Source organism: Limnohabitans sp., from assembly GCF_034680285.1.
Lineage (GTDB): Bacteria > Pseudomonadota > Gammaproteobacteria > Burkholderiales > Burkholderiaceae_C > Limnohabitans_A.
Window position 1 is genome coordinate 18,269 of sequence record NZ_JAXITC010000004.1, and the last position, 21,313, is coordinate 39,581.

Consider the following 21,313-nt stretch of genomic DNA (forward strand, 5'->3'; position numbering starts at 1 on the left):
GGCTCAGCGTCCAACACGGGCTTTGACCCAAGCGACCAAAGCATCAGAGGCCACCTCGGGTGTGGTGGCATGGTTGGCGCGAACCACCTCATAACGGCTTTCGGGGTGTACCGGCATATTTTTGTAAATGGCGGCGGACCCTTCAGGATAAAGTGAGTCGGCCGTGCCGATGGCCCAGAACACAGGCACGGGCTTGCGGAACGCCGCAGCGCTCAAGCGCATATTGCCCCAGCCTTGCGGGTTGAAATAACTCCACAAGGCATTGGCTGTCGGTTGGACGGGGCGGCGTTGCCCCTGGTTGATGTCGGTCATCTCCACCAAGTCGCTGCCTTGCCCTGAATCCACCAATTGCCTGGCCTTGTCAACACTGCGGCGCACATCGGGCATGGCGTAAAAAACTTCGGGCACATGGCCGGGAGCCATCGGGAGCAATGCATCGGCATCACCCACATGAGCCATGTAGGCCAAAGTGGCATTGGCACCGAAACTTTGTCCACCGACCGCAACCCACTGCGCCCCCGATTGCCGAAATGCATTCACAGCTTCTTGAACCTGAACCAAGGCATCCGCATACGGTTTGTCATACAAGCGCTGGCGAGACCAAGGCATTTCGAGCATCTTGACCTGGCAAAAGGGCTCCAGTTTGTCCACCACAGGCTTGAGATAAGGCGACTGTGCCGTTCCCCATTTGCCATGCATCAAAACCACAGCGCAAGTTTGAGGTTGAGCCAAAGCTCCAGCGCTGCAGCAAACAGCCGTGCACAGCAGCAACCAAGCTCGCAAGCTCAGCCTCATCAAAATCCCACTGCCTGACCGTCGCGCCGCGGGTCACTGGCGGCTTGGTAGCCTTGCACTGCCGGATCGCCCATGCGCCAGATGAACTGGCCTGCACCAAAGTCTTGGTAAGAGTCGTTGATGATGTCGAGCTGGTGCCCACGGGCAATCAGGTCTTGCACCGTTTGACCGTTCATCGCGGCTTCGACGTTGATGTTCAGGCCCGTGTTGTAGCGCCAGCGCGGTGCATCGCACGCCGCTTGGGGGTTCTGGCCGTAGTCGAGCATGCGCACCAGGGTTTGCATGTGGCCCTGGGGCTGCATGTTGCCGCCCATCACGCCATAGCTCATCACGGGTTGGCCGTCTTTGGTGACGAAGGCCGGGATGATGGTCTGGAAGGGGCGCTTGCCCGGCAAGACCAAGTTGGCGGGGTTTTGGCCCTGCAAATCGGTGCTGAAACCGTGGCCCCGGTTTTGCAAGCTGATGCCATAAGTGGGCTCGACCACGCCCGAGCCAAAGCCCATGTAGTTGCTCTGGATGAAGCTGATCATCATGCCGTTTTCGTCGGCCGCCGTGAGGTAAATTGTGCCGCCCTTGACCGGGTTGCCCGCCTTGAAGTCTTGCGCCTTGTTCATGTCGATCAACTTGGCGCGGCTGGCGAGATAAGCCGGGTCCAGCATTTGCTCGGGTGGCAACTCCATGAAGCGCGGATCGGCCACGTAGCGGTAGGTGTCGGCAAAGGCGAGTTTCATCGCCTCGATCTGCAGGTGTTGCGAATCGGCGCTGTCGACCTTGTGGCTGGCCATATCGAAGTTAGACAAGATGCCCAGTGCGATGAGCGCAGCGATGCCTTGGCCGTTGGGCGGGATCTCGTGCAGGGTGTAGCCGCGGTAATCTTGCGCCATGGGCTTGACCCATTCGGGCTTGAAGTCGGCCAGGTCTTTGGCGGTGATGCTGCCGCCGTTTTCTTTGGCGAACTTTTCAATCGCCTCGGCGATCTCGCCGCCGTACAGCGCCTGGCCTTTGGTGGCCGCGATGGCCCTGAGACCCCGGGCCGCATTTTTGAACTGGAACAACTCACCCACATTCGGTGCACGGCCCCAGGGCAAAAAGCTTTGCGCAAAACCGGGCTGCGACTGCAGCTCGGGTGTGGCAGCAGCCCACTTTTGCTGCACCACCACGGGGATCAAATAACCGCGCTCGGCCACCTCAATGGCGGGCTCCATCAAGTCGGCAAAAGGCAGCTTGCCAAATCGGTCACTGAGGGCCACCCATCCGGCTACGGCACCTGGCACGGTGACCGAATCAAAACCGCGCTTGGGCGGTGTTTTGGTCTCAGCACCGTATTTGCGGTGAAAGTAGTCGGGCGTCCAGGTTGCAGGCGCTGGACCAGAGGAATTAAGTCCGTGCAGCTCTTTGCCGTCCCAAAGGATGGCAAACGCGTCAGAGCCCAAACCACAACTCACCGGCTCGGTCAATGTGATGACGGCGGCGGCGGCAATGGCAGCATCGACCGCGTTGCCACCCTTGAGCATCATGCGCAAACCAGCCTGTGCAGCCAAAGGGTGCGAGGTGGACACCACATTGCGCGCAAACAGCGGCAAGCGGGTGCTGGTGTAGGGGAACTGGTAATCGAAATTCATGTCAATCCAATGTGATCTTGCGCTCGGTGATGATTTTTTTCCACTTGGCCGATTCGCTGGCCAGCATGGTGGTGAACTGGGCGGATGTGCCACCAACCGGCTCGATGCCAAAGCGCAAAAGCTTGTCCATCACCTCAGGGTCTTTGAGGACTTGGTTGGCGGCGGTGTTGATGCGGGCGACCACCTCGGCAGGCAGGTTTTTGGGGCCAAACACACCGAACCAGGTATTGGATTCATAATCCGGCAAAACATCGGCAATGGGCGGAACGCCGGGTGCAAGCGCCGTGGGCTTGAGCGTGGTCACGCCCAGCGCACGCAAGCGGCCGTCGCGCACATGCGGCATGCCTGTGGGCAAGCTGTCAAACAGCACGTCTACTTTGCCCGAAATCAGGTCGGGAATGGCCAGCGCCGTGCCCTTGTAGGGAATGTGCACCACGAACACGTCTGCATATGCCTTGAACAACTCGGCTGACAACTGCACGATGGTGCCGTTGCCGCTTGATGCGTAGTTCAGGCGGCCGGGGTTTTTCTTGGCGTAGTCGACCCATTCCTTGACGGTTTTGGCGGGCGAGTTGTTGGGCACCAGCATGATGCTGGGCGCATTGCCCAAATGCACAACGGGGATGAAGTCGCGCACAGCATCGTAGGGCATGCGCGGGTTCAGGTTGGGGCCGATCGAGTGGGTGCTGGAGGTCGACAGCAGCAAGGTGTAGCCATCGGGCGTGGCTTTGGCGGCCAGGTCAGAGCCCAAGGTGCCGCCAGCGCCGGGGCGGTTTTCCACCACCAAAGTTTGGCCGAGTTTTTCGCTAATTTTTTGCGACAAGGTGCGGGCAAACAAGTCGGTCGCGCCACCCGCTGGGAAGGGCACGATCAAGCGCACGGGCTTGGTGGGATAAGACTGTGCCTGAGCCATGCCCACGCCTGCCAAGGCAAGCGTGATCGCACACATACCACGAAGCCAATTTCTCTTTTTCATGCCCGTACTCCTGTCAAAGACAACATCCTCAGATACCAATTCGGTATTTTCTCAGAGCGGCCTGTTTTGGGCAGCGCCCAAGTGACAAGACCACACACGCTGCAAAACAGCGGCCTTGAACGACAACGGCCTCCCAAAGGAGGCCGTTGATCGTTGTCAAAGAAGCCCGGTCAATCTTCGACGAAAGCCTCTTCACGCTTGGACTTGATGGATGGCAAAGCCACGATGACCAAGAGCAAGAGCGCAGCAGCCAGCAAACCAGCCGACAAGGGGCGCGTGACAAACACGCTCCAGTCACCACGCGACAGCAACATAGCCCGGCGCAGGTTTTCTTCCATCATCGGGCCCAAGATGAAGCCCAACAGCAAAGGCGCTGGCTCCATGCCCAGTTTGATGAAGGTGTAACCCACCACACCGAACATCGCCACCATCCAAATGTCCCAAGTGTTGTTGTTGGTCGAGTACACGCCAATGGCGCAGAACAACACGATGGCTGGGAACAACCAACGGTAAGGCACCGACAGCAACTTGATCCAGATGCCGATCAAAGGCAAGTTCAAGATGATCAGCATCGCGTTGCCAATCCACATCGAAGCGATCAAGCCCCAGAACAACTCCGGGTTGCTGGTCATGACCTGAGGGCCAGGCTGGATGTTGTGGATCGTCATCGCGCCCACCATCAAAGCCATCACCGCGTTGGGTGGAATGCCCAGTGTCAGCAAAGGAATGAAAGAAGTTTGTGAGGCCGAGTTGTTGGCTGACTCGGGGGCCGCCACACCGCGGATGTTGCCCTGACCGAAAGGCACTTCGCCTGGACGAAGTTTGGTTTTCTTTTCGATGGTGTAAGCCGCAAAAGCCGCCAACAAGGCACCGCCGCCGGGCAAGATGCCCAGAGCCGAGCCCAAGAAAGTGCCGCGCAACACTGCTGGCACCATGTTCTTGAAGTCTTCCGCATTGGGCATCAATCCAGTCACTTTGGCCGTGAAGACTTCGCGGTCTTCTTCGGGCTTGGACAGGTTGGAGATGATTTCGCCGTAACCGAACACACCCATCGCGATCACGATGAAGCCGACGCCGTCGGTCAACTCAGGAATGTCGAAGCTGAAACGCGCCACACCCGAGTTCACGTCGGTACCGATCAAGCCCATCAGCAGGCCCAACACGATCATGCCGACCGCTTTGATGAGGGAGCCGGAAGCCAACACCACCGCACCGATCAAGCCCAAAATCATGAGCGAGAAGTATTCGGCTGGACCGAACTTGAAAGCCACTTCGGTCAAAGGCGCAGCAAATGCAGCCAAGATCAAAGTACCCACGCAACCCGCGAAGAACGAACCCAAACCCGCTGCCGCCAAAGCGGGACCCGCGCGGCCTTTGCGGGCCATTTGGTAGCCGTCGATCATGGTCACCACCGACGAGGCCTCGCCGGGCAAGTTGACCAAAATCGCAGTGGTGGAGCCACCATATTGCGCACCGTAGTAAATACCGGCCAACATGATCAACGCAGCCACAGGTGGCAGCGCGTAAGTGGCGGGCAAGAGCATCGCGATGGTGGCCACAGGGCCAACGCCAGGCAACACACCGATCAAGGTGCCCAGCAAACAACCAATGAATGCATAAATCAGGTTTTGAAAGGTGAAAGCCACCCCAAAACCAAGAGCCAAGTTGTCAAACAGTTCCATGAATTATTTCTCCTCAACCGGTGATGAAGGTAGGCCAGACAGGAAACTGCAACTTGAGCAGCAACACGAAAGCACAGTAGCAACCGATCGACAAGATCGTCGCCAAAATCAAGACCTCTTTGAGCTTGAAGGTGTCACCTGCCAAACTGACCACCAAGGTGGTGCCGAAAATCGCCACGATCAAACCCATGGCGGGCACACCCAAGCTGGGCAAGCCGCCCAACAAAATACCGAACAGCACGTTACCGGCAATGATGAAGACCAAAGGCTTCCAGGCCCATGCACCGATCTTGTCTCCGTCTTGTGTTTCCACAGTCAAGGCTTTGAACATGACGAAGGCGCCAATGACCGCCAACAAAATGCCCAGCAACAAGGGGAAATAACCGGGGCCCATGCGGGCACCCGTTCCGACGCTGTAATTGGTCGCGCCAATGGCGAAGGCTGCACCGGCAACGGTGTAGAACAGCCCAGCGAAAAAGTCTTTCTGACTCTTGATGTTCACGAGATATCTCCTCTGATTTGAGTTGGGCCCATTGTGTTGGACTAAACAGGGCTTGTGAATGTGGGTTACACCTACGGAACGGCCCCAATTAATTCATGGTTTACCCTGATGCCGTATCTTGAATCATGCTGTTGTGCGACGCACGATTCACTTGACCAAGGGCTTGAACACCTTGAGCCACAAAGAGGCAGGCCATCCCCACTGGGCTTGCAAAGCTTCTGCCGCGCGGGTCATGTCTTCACGGGATGGGCGACTGGCCGTGCGCTGCGCCAACACAATCGCATTGCCCTCGCGGGTGGGCTTGAAAGCCCAAACGGCGTCCTCGCCAAAAGCGGCGCATATTTTTTCCACGCTTTCGGCATAACTTGACGAGCGGCCAAACAAGTTCACCGTCATGCAGCCTTGCTGGGTGAGCAGCTCACGGCAGTGGCGGTAAAAGTCGGGCGTGTCCAGCACAGGGGCCGCGGCTTCTTCGTCATACAAATCCACTTGGAGTGCATCGACCGTGCCGCGCCACTCCTCCTTCTGGATTTCCAGGGACGCGTCGGCCAACACCACGCGCAAGCGCTCGTCGTCAGGCGGCAGGCGGAACCAACCCCGGCAGGCGTGCAACACGCCGGGGTTCAACTCCACCGCAGTGCAAGTCATCTTGAGTTTTTTGTAGCAAAACTTGGTGATGGTGCCTGCGCCCAGCCCCAGCTGCATGGCGTGTGCACCCTTGACTTCGGCTGGTGGAAAAAACAGCAGCCAGCCGAACATGCGCTGCACATATTCCAGCTCAATGTCGTAGGGCCGGTCCAGAAACATGGAGCCCTGAATCCATTCGGTGCCCAGGTGCAGGTAACGGATGTCGCCGTCTTCGGAGAAATTGACTTCGGGCAGTTCGAGGCTCGGGGCAGAGGTTTTTTTTCGGGTCATGGGGCGAGATGTTACAGAGCGGCCAACTGGGGCAAAACACGGCAGGCATTGGCGGTGATGGCGGCTGCCAAATCGTTGAGCGACACACCCCTGAGTTCAGCCAAGACCTGTGCGATGCGCGGCAGCTCGGCTGGACTGTTGCGCCCCTGCTTTGCGCCCAGCGCCCGCTGCTCGGCAGTTTGGTAAAGCCACTGCGGCGGGATGTCGGGCGCGTCGGTCTCCAGCACCAAGGCGCTCAAGGGCAGTTCGCAGGCCAGGCGACGCAGCTGTAATGAGCGCTCATAGGTCAAGGTGCCGCCAAAGCCCAACGCAAAGCCCAGGTCCACAAAGGCCTGCGCCTGTTGGGCGCTGCCGTTGAAAGCGTGGGCAATGCCTGAGGAGATGCGGCACTGGCGCAAGCCTTTGAGCAAGAGGTCGGCCGAGCGGCGCACATGCAAGATCACGGGCAGGTCGTGCTTTTGCGCGAGCTTCAGTTGCGCGGTGTAAAACAACCATTGCCGCTCGCGCATATGGGGCGTGCACAGCTCGGGCACAAAAAAATCCAAACCGATTTCACCCACCGCCACGAGGCGCGGGTCATCTCGGCGCTGGGTCAAGGCGAGGTCCAGCGCCAGCAAGTCATTTTCTTGGGCCTCAGGCACATACAAAGGGTGGATGCCCAAGGCATAGGCGTCGCCATGCCGCAGAGCCAACTGCGCGACTTGGGGCCAGTGGGCGGCGTGGACCGCTGGAATCACGCAGCGCACCACACCTGCGGTACGAGCCGTTTCGCGCACCGTATCGCGGTCGGCATCAAACTCGGCCGCGTCCAGGTGACAGTGCGTGTCGATCCACATGGCGCGTCACGCCAATCAAACAGGCGCTTGCAGCACGCCCTTGACCAGGTGCAGCTGCCGATCGCATCGAGCGGCCAGAGCCTGGTCGTGCGTGACCACCACAAAGGCGGTGCCGCGCTCGCGGGCCAGTTGCAGCATCAGCGCAAACACACCGTCCGCCGTCTCGCGGTCCAGGTTACCGGTGGGCTCGTCGGCCAGAACGCAGGCCGGGTCATTCACCAAAGCGCGGGCCAGGGCCACGCGCTGGCGCTCACCACCCGACAACTCAGATGGCCTGTGGTGCAGGCGCTCGCCCAGCCCCACCCGCTGCAACCATTGGCTGGCCACGGCAGCGGCTTCGGCGCGGTCTTGGCGGCGAATCCACAGCGGCATGGCCACGTTGTCCAAGGCACTGAACTCGGGCAACAAATGGTGGAACTGGTAAACAAAGCCCAAGTAGCGATTGCGCCACTGACCTTGCTCGGCCGCACTCAGGGCCGACAGCAACTGGCTCTTCAATTGCACCGAGCCTTGGCTAGGGGCGTCCAGGCCGCCCAGCAAATGCAGCAAAGTGCTTTTGCCCGAGCCCGAGGCCCCCACGATCGCCAATGTTTCGCCCGCGTACACGGTCAGGTCCACGCCTTGCAGCACAGTCACGTCCAAGCGGCCTTCGGTGAAACGCTTGGTCAGACCTTGTGCCTGCAGCACCACGGGTTTTGTCGTGTCATTCATAGCGCAGTGCCTCCGCCGGGTTAACCTGGCTGGCACGCCAGCTGGGGTAAAGCGTGGCCACAAAAGCCAGTACCAAGGAAATGATGGCCACAGGCAAGATGTCGCTGGCAAGCGGTTCGCTGGGCATGCGGCTGATCAGGTAAATGTCGCGCGGCAAAAAGCTGGCGTTGAAAAGCTTCTCCAGCGCGGGCACGATGACATCGATGTTGAAAGCCACCAGCAGCCCCAGGCCCAATCCGCTCATGGTGCCGATCACGCCCACAGTGGCGCCCTGCACCACAAAAATACCCATGATGCTGCGTGGGCTGGCCCCCAAGGTGCGCAAGATCGCGATGTCGGCGCGTTTGTCGGTCACCGTCATCACCAGCGTGCTGACCAAATTGAAAGCCGCCACCGCCACGATGAGGGTAAGGATGATGAACATCATGCGTTTTTCGACCTGCACAGCGGCAAACCAGGTCTTGTTTTGCTGCGTCCAGTCGCGCACAAAAAAGCGCGGACCCAAGTCCAGTTGGAGATCCCGCGCCACCTCTCTCGCTTGGTGCAGGTCGCGCAATTTGAGGCGCACGCCGCTCGGGCTTTCCAACCTGAACATGCGGGCCGCGTCGTCGACGTGCATGAGTGCCAGCGCCGAATCGTATTCGTAGTGACCCGAAGAAAAGGTGCCCACCACGGCCATTTGCTTCATACGCGGCACCACACCTGCAGGGGTGACCTGGCCAGATGGGGACACCAGCGTCACCGGGTCGCCGGACTGCACACCCAGGTTGTTGGCCAGATCGCGGCCCAGCACCAGGCTGAACGCACCTGGCTGCAGGCGCTGCAGCACCCCGGCTTGAGTGTCGTTCGACAAATCGCTGACCTGGGGCTCCAGCGCCGGGTCGATGCCGCGCACCAGCACTCCCTTCATGTCCTCGCCCCGCGCCAGCAAGGCCTGGGCGGTGATGAAGGGGGCCGCGCCCAACACCTGCGGGTTGGCCTTCAAACGGGCCAGCAAGGCGGGCAAATCGGCCACGGCCGCGCCATCGGCCGCGTACACCTCAATGTGCGACACCACACCGAGCATGCGATCGCGCACCTCTTTTTGGAAGCCATTCATGACGCTCAGCACGATGATGAGTGCCGCCACGCCCAGGCCAATGCCCATCATGGACACCCCAGAAATGAAAGAAATGAAGCCGTTTCGCCGAGTTGCACGGCCTGCACGCGTGTAGCGCCAGCCCAGCAACAATTCATAGGGGATGTTTTTTAAAAAAGACATAAGCCGCTATTGTGACCAATTGATCGAAGCCAGAAACCACCCGGCCTCAGTCGACTGCTCATGTTGTTTGAATTCAAAAGTCACCGCCGAGACGTTTAGAACGATGCAGAGGCGCTGAAATAGCGCCTTGTCACATTGAAAGTAACTCTTGGAGAAACTATGAAAACAAGTTTCGCAGCATCCATCATTTTGACAGCGGCCTTGGTACTGAGTGCATGTCAAACGACTCAAGTAAAACCGCCCGAACCACCGACTTCACCCGAAGTGGTGGGTGAGTTCCGCAAGGGCACGGGCTATCTGAACGGTTATCTGGACCGCAAGGTCCTGCCTGACAGCTTGGCCCTGGTGCCACCGCCGCCCGCAGCAGGCTCAGCCCGCCATGCGGCAGATGTCCAGTTGCACCAGCAAACCCGCGCCCTGCGCAACACGCCGCGCTGGGATCAGGCCTACAAGGACGTGAACCTGAAGTTTCCTGAAGCGGCTGGGGTGTTCTCGTGTGCATTGGACATGCCCATCTCGCAAGAGGCGACGCCCCACCTGAACATGCTGCTGCGCCGAAGCCTGATTGATGCGGGATTTGCCACTTACAAAGCCAAAGACCATTACCAGCGCAAGCGGCCTTTTGCCGAGCTGGGTGGCACCACCTGTTCACCCAAAGAAGAAGCCCATTTATCCAAAGACGGTTCCTACCCCTCGGGCCACGCTGCCCTGGGGTGGGCTTGGGGCTTGATCCTGACCAGTGTGGCGCCCGACAAAGCTGATGCCCTGCTGCAACGTGCACAGGCCTTTGGCGACAGCCGGATGGTGTGTGGCGTGCACTGGCAAAGTGACTTGGAAGCCGGACGCGTGGTGGGCGCTGCCGCCGTGGCACGCCTGCAAGCCGATCCGGTGTTTCAGGCCCAAGCTCAACTGGCAAAAGCCGAAATTGCCGCCGCCCGAGCCAAAGGCCTGAAGTCAGACCGGCCAGATTGCGCTGCCGAAGCTGCAGCCCTCAAGCGCTGACAAACAAGGCCTACGGTTTTCGCAAATCTGCGGCTTCAGCTCCGACATGGGCTTTCAGCGGCTGGCCTTGTCCAGCGCTTGGTCGATGTCCCACAGGATGTCGTCCAGATTCTCGAGGCCCACCGAAATGCGCACCATGTCGGGCGGCACGCCCGCTGCCAGTTGCTGGGCGTCGTCGAGCTGCCGGTGTGTGGTGCTGGCGGGGTGGCTGATCAGGGTGCGGGTGTCGCCGATGTTGACCAAGTGGCTCATGAACTGGGCCGACTCGATGAAGGTCACGCCTTGCGCCAAACCGCCTTTCACACCAAACGACAGCAAGCCTGAAGCGCCGCGCATCTGGCGCTGCATCAGGGCGTGTTGCGGGTGGTCAGGCAGGCCGGGGTAATTGACCCAAGCCACACGCGCATCGGCCTGCAAAAATTTGGCCACGCCCAAAGCGTTGTCGCAGTGCTTTTGCATGCGCAGCGGGAGAGTCTCGACGCCCTGCAAAATTTGCCAGGCGCTCATAGGGCTGAGCGATGCGCCAAACACGCGCAGGCTTTCCATGCGGCAGCGCATGGAAAAGCCAAAGTCGCCAAAGGTCTCGAAAAACTTCACGCCGTGGTAGCCCTTGGACGGTTCGGTCATGCCCGGAAACTTGCCGTTGTCCCAAGGGAATTTGCCGCCCTCCACCACCACGCCACCCAAGGTGGTGCCGTGGCCAGCCAAATATTTGGTGGCCGAATGCACCACGATGTCTGCGCCCAGTGCCAGCGGGTTGCACAGCAGGGGGCTGGGCACGGTGTTGTCGATGATGAGCGGCACGCCGTGGGCGTGGGCCACTTCGGCCACGGCGGCGATGTCCAGCACCACCATGCTCGGGTTGCCCAGACTCTCGGCATACACCGCCCGGGTGTTGGGGCGCATGGCGGCGGCAAATGCCTCGGGTTTTGTCGCGTCCACAAAGGTGGTCTCGATACCGAACTTGGCCAGGCTCACGGCGAGCAGCGTGACCGAGCCGCCGTACAAGGCCCCAGCCGCCACCACATGGTCGCCCGCTTGCAGAATGGTCATCAGCGCCATGGTTTCGGCCGCCATGCCCGAGGCACTGGCCACCGCAGCACGCCCGCCTTCGAGCGCGGCCACACGCTCTTCGAGCACCGCCACCGTGGGGTTGCTCAGGCGCGAGTAGACATTCCCAAATGTTTGCAGGTTGAAAAGCGACGCCGCATGCTCGGCGCTGTCAAACACATAACTGCTGGTTTGGTAAATGGGCAAGGCGCGAGCGCCCGTGGCCGCATCGGGAATCTGCCCGGCGTGGATGGCGAGGGTCTCGGGATGGAATTGGCGGTCGGTCATGGTGTTCGGTTTGAAAAGTTGGCTTGAATATGAAGGAGCCCACCCCCGTGGGCGATGGCATGCCTCACACCAGCCGCCGCGCAGAAATGATGCCGGTGTTGACGCCCACCCAGTTCAAGCCGCCAAACAACCGGGCGTGCTCGATCTTCACGCAGCGGTTGCTCACCGAATCCATGCCAGCCTGCCTTGCCAGCGCATCGGCCTCGGGGTTGGCCACGCCCAGCTGCTGCCACAGGCACTTCGTGCCGATCTGCACGGCTTGCTCGGCAATCGGCAGCACGTCTTCGCTGCGGCGAAACACATCGACCATGTCCACCTTGAACGGGATGTCGCCCAGGCTGGCGTAGCAAGCTTCACCGAGGATCTCACCGCCTGCATAGCGCGGGTTGACCGGCACGATCTTGAAGCCGTGCGACTGCATGTACTTGGCCGCGAAATAGCTGGGCCGGTGCCACTCGGCAGACAGCCCCACCACGGCGATGGTGGTGCAACTTTTGAGGATGCGCCGCAGCGCGTGCAAATTGTTGTGCATCAGGTGTTTCTTTCTCAAGAATCAATACCGCGCTTGGCCGCTGCGTTTCATTTGCCGAGAGGCCCAGGTGGCCATGAGCGACAGCACGCCGCACACCACCATCACCCCCAGATAATGCCGGCTGTGGTCAAACACCGCACCGGCCAATACGGGGCCTAACAAATTCCCCACAGCCGCCCCGCTGTAGAGCGTGCCCACCACGCTGGCGACCGAGCGGCCGCCAAAGTAGTCCATGCAAATGGCGGGCAAAAGCGAGACGATGGAGCCATAACTCAGGCCAAACCACAGCGCAAACAGCACCAGCATGGCCTGCCCGCCCGCCGCGCCCCACAGCAGATAAGACGCGCCCATGGACAGTTGCATCAGCACCAGCGTTTGTGCCCGGCCTAGCCGATCAGCGAGCAGGCCAATTGCAAAGCGCCCCACCAAACTGCCCACGCCAATCAGGCCCACCAGCCCCACGGCAAAGGCTTCGCCCAGACCCAGATCGCGTGCCGAGGCCGACACATGCGCAAAGGGAATGAACATCACGGGCGAGGCCAGCACGGTGGCCAAGTAAAGCCAGCGAAAAGTGGGGCTGCGCAAGGTCTCGCGCAAACTCAGGCCAGAGGCTGAGCCCCCTGCAGGGGTTGCACCGGGGGCAGCTGGTGCTGCAGGGGCGCGGCGCAACAAGCCCGCCGCCAACAAGCCCAGCACCAAGACCGCCAAGGCCAGCAGCTGCATGGCCTCGCGCCAAGGCATGGGGCCAATCGCCATGGCCACCAACACAGGCACCAGCAAAGTGCCCGCACCCACACCCGAGCTGGCAATGCCCCCGGCCAGACCTCTGCGTGTGGTGAACCAGGGCTGCACGCTGGCAATGGAGGGCGTGTACACCAGCGCAATGCCCAAGCCCACCAACAAGCCATAGCTCACATACACCGCCAGCAAGGACGTGGCCCAGCTTGTGGCCAGCAGGCCCAGCGCAATCATGGTCATTCCTGCCGAGCACACGATGCGGGGTCCAAAGCGGTCGGCCAGCATGCCGCCGCCCGCACCCAGCACAAAGTAAACAAAGCCCGACAGACCAAAGATCCAGGACACATCGGCCCGCTGCGCTGAAAATTCGGCTGCGAACGATTCAAAAAACGCGGCAAATGAATACGACACCCCAAAGATCAGTGCCAGGCACACAAAGGTGGCCCACACCACCACCCAGGCATAAGGGGTCTCTTTCATCGGGTCTCCGTTTTTTTTGAGATGCCTCTGATTGTGCCTTTGAAGCCCTGCGCCTTGATCGTTTTGTTGTCGTACCAAGCGGATGGGGGCTCAGCCCGCTGAACGCAGGCAAGCCCTCGCCAATCAACGGATTCAAATCCGCCCCGCACCCGGCCCATTTTGTTTACCCATAATGAGCCAACCACTGCCAAAAAGGCCCCCTATGAACGCCGCCGAACGTGACCAATTGCAGCAATTTTTGAGTGCTTTGCGCCAGACCCGCGCTGACCCGAAAGACGCCACAGCAGACGACTTGATCCGCGAAGCAGTCCGTTCGCAAGCCGATGCACCCTATTTGCTGGTGCAGCGGGCCATGGGTTTGAGCCTCGCGCTGGATGCGGCCCAAAGCCGCATTCAGCAACTGGAGGCCCAATGCGCTCAGCAGCTGGACCAATTGGCCCAGCTCCAAAGAAACCAGGCCACCCCGGCCACTGCAGCTGACGCCAACGGGTCTTGGATATCTGGCTCACAGGCCTGGGGCCGTGGGGGAGAGACACCCGCACAGTCCATTCCAAGTTCCACCGCCCGTTTCACGCCCCCTGCGCCTGTGGCTGCTCGAACAGCGGCCATGCCTGCCCCAGCCCCTGCGAGCGCTTGGGGCGGCGGCATGATGGCCCAGATGGCGACCACCGCAGCGGGCGTGGTGGCGGGCGGCTTGTTGTTTCAGGGGGTGCAAAACCTCATGGGAGGCTCCAAACCCTCGCCCGAGTCCAACGCCGCATCCCCTTTGAGCAACGCCCAAGATGACACTTTGCCCGGCCTGGTGAACCAGCAGGCTTTGTCAGACGATGCGGGCGACAGTTCTTGGGATACAGGCGAAGACTGGGCTTGACCCCAAAAATTGCCACCCCCATTACCCACCGAAAGCCGCAGATGGAACCCGATCGTCCCCCGCACACCTCCAAAAGCCTTGAAGACGTGGTGCTCAAATTCATCGAAAAAAACAACCGTGCCATTTGGGCGGTGATTTTGGCGATCGCCTTGGCGGTGATTTACGGCATGAACGCCGCCTGAAGCTTGCCAAGTTCAGCCGCGCAAGGTCATTGGGGGGCCTGCGACAATGATGGCCCATGCACCTGATCATTCCTTACGCAGCCAGCCACGCGCTCTCCGGCCCCGAAGTGTGGGCCAATTTGCAATTGCCCCATTTGCAAGATCTGCTCGGCCTGATGAAGCGAGAGCAGGCCTTGCAAGCGCCTGAGGGTCCCGCACTGCATCTGCCACACGAACGCCTGCAAGCTCAAGCCTTGGACTGGCCTCTTGATGCAAAAAACCTGCCTTGGGCCGCTTGGCACCAAGCGCAACAAGGCCTGCTCAGCACCGCCCCCCAAGCCTGGATGACGCCCTGCCACTGGCAAGTCGGCATGGACCAAGTGGTGATGGCCGACCCCGCGCATTTGCACCTCTCAGACGAAGAGTCGCAGCAACTGCTGCAGGCCATGCAACCGTTTTTGCAAGAAGACGGCTTGCAAGTGACTTGGCACAGCGCCTTGCTCTGGCATGCCCAAGGACGGCTGCTGGCCGAACTGAATACCGCATCGCTCGACCGGGTGATTGACCAAAACGTGAAAGATTGGATGCCGGACCACCCTGCTGCCCGGCCGCTGCAACGCCTGCAAAGCGAGATGCAGATGCTGCTCTACAACCACCCTGTCAACGACGCCCGCGACGCCCGCAGGCAGCACACCGTCAACGCCTTTTGGCTGCACGGCGCAGGAACGCTGCCCGAGGGCACCCGGGTCACGGCGCAGCCTGTCACCCTGGCCACCGACCTGCGGCCCAGCGCCCTGCACGGCAACGAGCAAGCTTGGCGCCAAGCTTGGCAAAAACTCGATGCCACGGCTGTGGCCGAGCTGTTGCAACACGTCAAAGCCACAGGCCAAGGCCAGCTCAGCCTGTGCAGCGAACACGCGGCCCACACCTACACCGCCGCACCTGTCGCTTGGTACCAGCGCACCACCCGCACATTAACCCGGTTGTTCAACCAACCTTCTCCAGCAGCGGCACTTCAAGCGCTCATCACCTCCTGAACACCCCTGAATCACGCCATGAATTTACTCACCCGAGATGTGCCCCCCCGCAGCGCCTGGGCGCTGGAACAAGCGGGCGTCCACCCCCTGCTGGCCCGCCTCTATGCGGCGCGTGGCGTGCTGTCTAAAGACGAACTCGATGACGCGCTGAACCTGCTGCTGACCCCAGCAGGCATGTTGGGCACGCAAGAAGCGGCCAAGCTGCTGGCCGACGCCATCGCGCAAAACAAGCGCCTGTGCATCGTGGCCGATTACGACTGCGACGGCGCGACCGCCTGCGCCGTGGGTGTGCGCGGCCTGCGCATGCTGGGGGCGCAAAACGTGAACTACTTGGTGCCCGACCGCGTGGTTGACGGCTATGGCCTGACCCCACCCATTGCAGAGCGGGTGCACGCGCAAGGCGCGGATGTGCTGATCACCGTGGACAACGGGATTGCCAGCGTGGCGGGTGTGCAGACCGCACAAGCGCTGGGCCTGCAGGTGCTGGTCACCGACCACCATTTGCCCGGCAGCGAACTGCCCAGCGCCGAAGTCATCGTCAATCCCAACCAACCCGGCTGCAGCTTCACCAGCAAATTCATTGCGGGTGTGGGCGTGATGTTTTATGTGCTACTGGCCCTGCGGGCTGAGCTGCGCCAGCGTGGGGTGTTTGACGCCAGCAACCAGCCGCGCTTGGACGCTCTCCTGCCGCTGGTGGCCTTGGGCACCGTGGCCGACGTGGTCAAGTTGGATGCTAACAACCGCCGTTTGGTGGCGCAAGGTCTGCGCCGCGTGCGGGCCGGGGCCTTGCCGCCGGGCATGGCCGCGCTGATGCGGGCTGCCAGCCGTGAAACCGCCAAGGCCACCACCTTTGACTTTGGCTTTGCCTTGGGGCCGCGCATCAACGCGGCAGGCCGCCTGGCCGACATGACCCTGGGCATCGAGTGTCTGCTGACCGACGACGCAGGCCGCGCCGACGAACTGGCCAAGCAGCTGGACGCCATCAACCGCGAACGCCGCGTGATCGAGGGCGACATGCGCGAGATGGCGATGGAGATGGCCGAGTCGCTGTTTGACGAAGGCGACGAGCCGCCGCCCGCCATTTGTGTGTTCGACCCGGATTTTCACGAAGGCGTGGTGGGCATCGTGGCATCGCGCATCAAGGACAAGCTGCACCGCCCCACCTTTGTGTTCGCGGCCAGCAGCGCACCGGGCAAGGAGCATGAACTCAAAGGCTCGGGCCGCTCCATCGCAGGCTTTCATTTGCGCGATGCGCTGGATTTGGTGGCCAAACGCGCCCCGGGCGTGTTGCTGCGCTTTGGTGGTCACGCCATGGCGGCGGGCTGCACGATTGCCGAAGAACACCTCGATGTGTTTGAAGAAACGCTCAACCAAGTCGCCATGGAATGGCTGGACGCCGCCACGCTGCAGCGCCGCCTGGAAACCGATGGGCCGCTGCCCGCCGAATACCGCCGCGTGGACTTGGTGGAGATGCTGCACCACGAGGTCTGGGGCCAAGGCTTTGCACCACCCGTGTTTTGCGAAGAGATCGAGATCGTGTCGCAACGCTTGGTGGGCGAGAAGCACCTGTCACTCAAAATGAAGCACCAAGGCCAGCCGGTCGAGGGTATCTGGTTTGGCCGCACCGAGCCGCTGCCTGCGCGGGTGAAACTGGCCTACAGGCTGGACGCCGACGAGTGGCAAGGCCAAAAGCGGGTGCGATTTTTGGTGGAAGGCGCTGAGCTTTAAAACCCCCGATGGCTCAATGCTTGGTCGCGACTTTGGCCTGCAAGGCGTTGAGCACGGGAGCAGACACCAGGCCCGACACATCGCCGCCGAGCTTGGAGATTTCCCGAACCAGCGTGCTGCTGATGTGCTGCACATGGGCGCTGGTGTGCAAAAACACGGTGTCCACTTCCGGGGCCATGTGGCGGTTCATGCCCGACATTTGCGTTTCGTAGTCGTAATCGGTCACCGAGCGCAGGCCGCGCACGATCACCTGGGCGTTTTGCGCTCGCACAAACTCCACGATCAAACCATCAAAAGGCAGGGCCTTGACGTTGGGGCAATCGGCCAAGGCGGCTTGGGCCAGCGCCAGCCGCTCATCCAGGGTGAACATGGTGTTCTTGTGGTGTGCCCGGGCCACGGCGATGATGACCTGGTCAAACATCTGCGCGGCTCGGCGGATGGCATCTTCATGTCCTAGGGTCAGTGGGTCGAAGGTACCGGAGTAAACAGCGGTCACAGCGGTGTTTGCAGATCGGCTCATGGTGTTTCTCCTTCAACAGGGTTGGCAGCTGGGGTGGGCACAGACTCAGAACTGACCCGTTGCAACAAATGCGCATGCACCGCGCCTGCCTTCAGGTGGCGCTCGCACTGCAGCCCCAAAGCCTCCAGCGCATCGGCAGGCCAGGCCACAGGCGCTTCCAGGTAAATCCAGCCGCCTACAGGCACGGCTCGGGCAGCGGCTTTCAAGGCAGGTTCAAACAACGGTCCGTCAAACGGTGGGTCGATGAAGACCAAGTCCACACTGCCCGATGGCAGGCGCAGCAAAGTGGCAACGCCATCGCCGCGCTGCACGCTGACCATACCGGCTTTGAGGCGGGTGGCGTTGTCTTGTAAATCGCGCACCAGCACAGCGTCCTGCTCGACCATCAGCACATGGGCAGCACCCCGCGATGCGGCTTCCAGTCCCAGCACGCCTGTGCCCGCAAACGCGTCCACGCAGCGCCAGCCGCTCAGGTCCTGGCCCAGCCAGTTGAACAAGGTCTCGCGCACCCGGTCGGGTGTGGGCCGCAAGCCAGGTTTGTCGATGACTTTCAGCCGTGTGCGCCGCCACTGACCGCCGATGATGCGAATTTCATGAGAAGACGGGCCTTTGGGCACCGGGTTCTTCGGTTTTTTCTCGGCGGCATGACGGGCTGCGCCGGTCAGTGGGGGTCGTTTGGAAGAGGCTGAGGACATAGCTTGTGAGTGTAAAGGCCCAAAGCCTTGTCACCTGACGTCTCCTTCAGGGCTGACCACCCACCACCACCGTCACCATGCGCTCAGGCTGCAACACACGGGCCATGGCGCGTTGCACATCGGCCGCGCTGACGCGCTCGATCTGCCGCGTCCAACCGCTCAAATAGTCCAGCGGCAAACGGTTCCAGGCGATGTTGGCCACGTTGTCCAGCAGCTTGCGGTTGCTGTCGATGCGCAGCGCAAAGCCTCCCACCAGATTGGATTTGGCCGCAGTCAGCTCGGCTTCGGTTGGGCCCTGGCGGACAAAGTCTTGCACCACCTCTTGGGCCACGGCCACGGCTTGCTTGGCCTGGTCAGGTCGGGTTTGCAGCCCCACCGTGAAGGCCCCGGCGTGCAGGCCTGGTGCAAAACCGCTGTAGACGCTGTAGCTCAGACCCCGTTTTTCTCGCACTTGCTCGGTCAGGCGCGAGACAAAACCGCCACCGCCCAAAATGTGGTTACCCACCAGCAAGGCAAAAAAGTCGGGGTCGGTGCGCTTGTAGCCGGGCTGGCCGATCAGCACATGGGCCTGGGCCGAGTCAAAGGGCAGGTTCAGGCTTTGTGCAGCGGCAAGTGGTGCCACTTCGGGCACGGGCGGCAAGCTGGGGCAGCCTGACTCACGGGGCCACTGCGCCAGCAGGCGCTGCACCAAGTCGTCGGCCTGGGCTCGGGTTAAAGCCCCCACCACACTGACTGTGGCGCGGCAAGCCCGCAGGGCCTGTGCGTGCAGATTTTTCAGGTCTTGTGCGGTGATGCGCGAGAGGCTCTCGGGTGTGACTCGGTAACCATAGGGGTGCACGCCATACACAGCCTCGGCAAAGCGGTGCTGCACCACGGTGCCGGGCTTGGTCAGCGATTCGCGGATGGACGCGCTGATGCGTTCGAGGTCGCGCAGCCACATGGCTTCGGGGAATGCCGGGTGCGCCATTTGGCGAGCAGCCAAGGCGGCGGCTTTGCTCAGAAGATCGGGGTAACTCAGGCTGCGCAGGCCAAAACTCATGCGGTCTGAGCCTGCACTCGCGCCAAAACTCGCCCCCAGGTCGGCCCAGGCTTCACCGATCTGGTTTTCGTCCATGGCCTTAGGGTAAGGGCCTTGGCCCTGCCCTTGCACTTGGGGTTCGGCGCGGGTGCCATTGGCCATTTGCCCTGCCATGACCGAAGCCAAGCCCGCCTGCGCCGCTGGGTCACGGCGGCTGCCCGCGTCGATGTCGATCTGCACATCGACCATGGGGATGGCGTGGCTCTCCACCAAATAAACCCGCGCACCGCTGGGCTGGGTCCAGTGTTGAATGGGCAAAGAAGCGTGCGCCCAGCTGGCTGCAGCCCAACAGGCCAATGCCAAGGCCGGTCGCCGCCAAGCCTGGGCGTTCAAGGAAGTGATCACGAACATGGGGTGCGAAACTTTCATAAAGCGCCTTAATGGCGGGCACCGGGCAGGGCGCGACGCGCCCGGGGCTGGCGCGACAAAGGCTGGGGCAGCAAGGTGGCCACGGTGAGGCTGTCGTCACCAAAATACTTTTGCGCCACGGCCTGCACTTGGGCGGGCGTGACCTGTCGCAACCGGGCGATCAGTTGCGCCCCGTAGTCCGGCGGCAAGCCCAGCGTCCAAGCCACGCCCAATTCGCGGGCCTGGTTGAACACGGAATCAAGTTTGTAGATTTCGCTCGCCACCCATTGGGTTTTGACGCGCTGCAGCTCGGCCTCGTTCACGCCCTCGTTGGCCACGCGCTGCACCTGTGCCCGCAAAGCTGCTTCGAGCGCTTGCGGTGTTTGGCCCTTAGCGGGCACGCCCTCCAAATAAAAGAACTGCGGCCCCCGGCCCATGAGGCCGTTGTAAGCGCCCGCGCTATCGGCCAGTCGGTTCTCACCTTGGGTCAGGGCACGGTCCAGACGGGCACCGCTGTAACCGTCGAGCACGGCGGCCAGCACCGTCAGGGCCAGGGCATCGTCGTGCTCAGGCGAAGCCGCGAGGCTGGCCAAGCGCGGCACCTTGAAGGCCAGGGCCACATACGACTGCTCGGCCGGGGCTTTGAATTCAAAGCGGCGCAGACCTTGTTGCGCGGGCTCGTCACGGGGTTTTCGCTCAGGCACGGCGCGGGTGGGAATGACACCGTAGTATTTTTCAGCCAGCGCCTTGACTTGCAGGGGATCGACATCGCCTGCCACCACCACCACCGCGTTGGCCGGGGTGTACCACTTGCGGTAAAAGTCACGGGCGTCTTGCGCGGTCATGGCCTCCAGATCGCTCATCCAGCCAACGATGGGGCGACGGTAGGGCGAGGCCGACAAAGCGGTGGCCGACAGCATTTCGTGCAACTGTGCACGGGGGTTGTCGTCGGTGCGCAGGCGACGCTCTTCTTTCACGACCTCCAGCTCTTTGGCAAATTCGGCATCGGGCCACTGGTTGTTGGCAAAGCGGTCCGACTCGAGGCGCATCACGGCTTCAAGTTGATTCGACGGAATTTGCTGGTAATAACCGGTGTAGTCCTTGGCGGTGAAGGCGTTTTCGCGCCCGCCCAAAGCGGCCACGCGCCTGGAGAATTCGCCAACGGCCAAGGTGGGCGTGCCTTTGAACAGCATGTGCTCGAGCACATGGGCCACGCCACTGGTGCCGTCCACCTCGTCCATGGAGCCCACGCGCAGCCACACCATGTGCACCGCTGTGGGGGCGCGGCGGTCGGGCTTGACCCACAGGCCCATGCCGTTGGCCAAAGTGAAGGTGTGCACTTGGGCCACGCTGGACGTTGGGGTTTTGCCTGTGGCTTGTGAGTTGGCTGTGCCTTGCGTAGCCTGCGCGGTGGCGTTGAAGCTGCTGGCCAGCAGGGCTGTTGCCAGCAAAAGTCCCAAGAGAAAGTTCGGTTTCATAGAA

At 61.4% G+C, this 21,313-nt stretch carries 21 protein-coding genes; 5 read left to right on the plus strand and 16 right to left on the minus strand.

Annotated elements, in window-relative coordinates:
• Positions 1-3: 3 nt before the first annotated feature.
• The 9 genes from SWE17_RS04675 to SWE17_RS04715 form a co-directional block, all read right to left on the minus strand.
• Complete coding sequence (locus SWE17_RS04675) at positions 4-783, minus strand: alpha/beta hydrolase (RefSeq protein WP_322991953.1); 780 nt, start codon at positions 781-783, stop codon at positions 4-6.
• An 11-nt stretch (positions 784-794) separates the two neighbouring features.
• Positions 795-2,417 (minus strand): gamma-glutamyltransferase family protein, encoded by a 1,623-nt coding sequence (locus tag SWE17_RS04680; protein ID WP_322991954.1) that lies wholly within the window; start codon positions 2,415-2,417, stop codon positions 795-797.
• A 1-nt stretch (position 2,418) separates the two neighbouring features.
• Positions 2,419-3,366, minus strand: a complete 948-nt coding sequence (locus tag SWE17_RS04685; protein ID WP_416234975.1) for a Bug family tripartite tricarboxylate transporter substrate binding protein — start codon at positions 3,364-3,366, stop codon at positions 2,419-2,421.
• Between the two features lie 197 nt (positions 3,367-3,563).
• Complete coding sequence (locus SWE17_RS04690) at positions 3,564-5,075, minus strand: tripartite tricarboxylate transporter permease (protein WP_100118415.1); 1,512 nt, start codon at positions 5,073-5,075, stop codon at positions 3,564-3,566.
• Between the two features lie 13 nt (positions 5,076-5,088).
• Complete coding sequence (locus tag SWE17_RS04695; protein ID WP_322991956.1) at positions 5,089-5,577, minus strand: tripartite tricarboxylate transporter TctB family protein; 489 nt, start codon at positions 5,575-5,577, stop codon at positions 5,089-5,091.
• Positions 5,578-5,724: 147 nt separating this feature from the next.
• Positions 5,725-6,495 carry a spermidine synthase gene (locus SWE17_RS04700; RefSeq protein ID WP_322991957.1) on the minus strand — a complete coding sequence of 257 codons (771 nt, stop codon included), beginning with the start codon at positions 6,493-6,495 and terminating at the stop codon, positions 5,725-5,727.
• Between the two features lie 11 nt (positions 6,496-6,506).
• Entirely contained in the window at positions 6,507-7,331 is an 825-nt protein-coding gene (locus SWE17_RS04705) for a TatD family hydrolase (protein WP_322991958.1), read from the minus strand.
• Between the two features lie 15 nt (positions 7,332-7,346).
• Complete coding sequence (gene lolD / locus SWE17_RS04710) at positions 7,347-8,042, minus strand: lipoprotein-releasing ABC transporter ATP-binding protein LolD (RefSeq protein WP_322991959.1); 696 nt, start codon at positions 8,040-8,042, stop codon at positions 7,347-7,349.
• Entirely contained in the window at positions 8,035-9,303 is a 1,269-nt protein-coding gene (locus tag SWE17_RS04715; protein ID WP_322991960.1) for a lipoprotein-releasing ABC transporter permease subunit, read from the minus strand. The genes lolD and SWE17_RS04715 overlap by 8 nt, the downstream gene beginning before the upstream one ends.
• Before the next feature lie 159 nt (positions 9,304-9,462).
• Here SWE17_RS04715 and SWE17_RS04720 point away from each other — a divergent pair, with 159 nt between their 5' ends.
• Positions 9,463-10,305 carry a phosphatase PAP2 family protein gene (locus SWE17_RS04720; RefSeq protein WP_322991961.1) on the plus strand — a complete coding sequence of 281 codons (843 nt, stop codon included), beginning with the start codon at positions 9,463-9,465 and terminating at the stop codon, positions 10,303-10,305.
• A gap of 54 nt (positions 10,306-10,359) precedes the next feature.
• Here the strand turns inward: SWE17_RS04720 and SWE17_RS04725 are convergent, their stop codons facing one another.
• The 3 genes from SWE17_RS04725 to SWE17_RS04735 all read right to left on the minus strand — a co-directional run bounded on the left by SWE17_RS04725 (position 10,360) and on the right by SWE17_RS04735 (position 13,393).
• Positions 10,360-11,643, minus strand: coding sequence for an O-acetylhomoserine aminocarboxypropyltransferase/cysteine synthase family protein (locus SWE17_RS04725; protein ID WP_322991962.1), 1,284 nt, complete (start codon positions 11,641-11,643; stop codon positions 10,360-10,362).
• A gap of 64 nt (positions 11,644-11,707) precedes the next feature.
• Positions 11,708-12,175: a CoA-binding protein gene (locus tag SWE17_RS04730; protein WP_322991963.1), complete on the minus strand. Its 468-nt coding sequence runs from the start codon at positions 12,173-12,175 to the stop codon at positions 11,708-11,710.
• A 21-nt stretch (positions 12,176-12,196) separates the two neighbouring features.
• Positions 12,197-13,393: an MFS transporter gene (locus SWE17_RS04735; protein ID WP_322991964.1), complete on the minus strand. Its 1,197-nt coding sequence runs from the start codon at positions 13,391-13,393 to the stop codon at positions 12,197-12,199.
• A gap of 202 nt (positions 13,394-13,595) precedes the next feature.
• Between SWE17_RS04735 and SWE17_RS04740 the strand changes: the two genes are divergently transcribed.
• Genes SWE17_RS04740 through recJ form a run of 4 tightly spaced genes read left to right on the plus strand, consistent with a single transcriptional unit; the run spans position 13,596 to position 17,190 of the window.
• A complete protein-coding gene (locus SWE17_RS04740) occupies positions 13,596-14,264 on the plus strand; it encodes a DUF2076 domain-containing protein (protein ID WP_322991965.1) in 669 nt (222 codons plus the stop codon).
• Positions 14,265-14,305: 41 nt separating this feature from the next.
• Positions 14,306-14,446 carry a hypothetical protein gene (locus tag SWE17_RS04745; protein WP_322991966.1) on the plus strand — a complete coding sequence of 47 codons (141 nt, stop codon included), beginning with the start codon at positions 14,306-14,308 and terminating at the stop codon, positions 14,444-14,446.
• 56 nt (positions 14,447-14,502) lie between these two features.
• Positions 14,503-15,462, plus strand: coding sequence for a hypothetical protein (locus tag SWE17_RS04750; protein WP_322991967.1), 960 nt, complete (start codon positions 14,503-14,505; stop codon positions 15,460-15,462).
• 18 nt (positions 15,463-15,480) lie between these two features.
• Complete coding sequence (gene recJ, locus SWE17_RS04755; RefSeq protein WP_322991968.1) at positions 15,481-17,190, plus strand: single-stranded-DNA-specific exonuclease RecJ; 1,710 nt, start codon at positions 15,481-15,483, stop codon at positions 17,188-17,190.
• 13 nt (positions 17,191-17,203) lie between these two features.
• On the opposite strand, the gene coaD is transcribed toward recJ, so the two are convergent.
• Genes coaD through SWE17_RS04775 form a run of 4 tightly spaced genes read right to left on the minus strand, consistent with a single transcriptional unit; the run spans position 17,204 to position 21,309 of the window.
• Complete coding sequence (gene coaD / locus SWE17_RS04760; RefSeq protein WP_322991969.1) at positions 17,204-17,710, minus strand: pantetheine-phosphate adenylyltransferase; 507 nt, start codon at positions 17,708-17,710, stop codon at positions 17,204-17,206.
• The gene (gene rsmD, locus SWE17_RS04765; RefSeq protein ID WP_322991970.1) at positions 17,707-18,405 is read right to left on the minus strand and encodes a 16S rRNA (guanine(966)-N(2))-methyltransferase RsmD; all 699 of its coding nucleotides are present in this window, start codon (positions 18,403-18,405) and stop codon (positions 17,707-17,709) included. Before rsmD ends, coaD begins: the two co-directional genes overlap by 4 nt.
• 46 nt (positions 18,406-18,451) lie before the next feature.
• Complete coding sequence (locus tag SWE17_RS04770) at positions 18,452-19,834, minus strand: pitrilysin family protein (protein WP_322991971.1); 1,383 nt, start codon at positions 19,832-19,834, stop codon at positions 18,452-18,454.
• A 26-nt stretch (positions 19,835-19,860) separates the two neighbouring features.
• Positions 19,861-21,309 carry a pitrilysin family protein gene (locus SWE17_RS04775; RefSeq protein WP_322991972.1) on the minus strand — a complete coding sequence of 483 codons (1,449 nt, stop codon included), beginning with the start codon at positions 21,307-21,309 and terminating at the stop codon, positions 19,861-19,863.
• Positions 21,310-21,313: the final 4 nt, after the last annotated feature.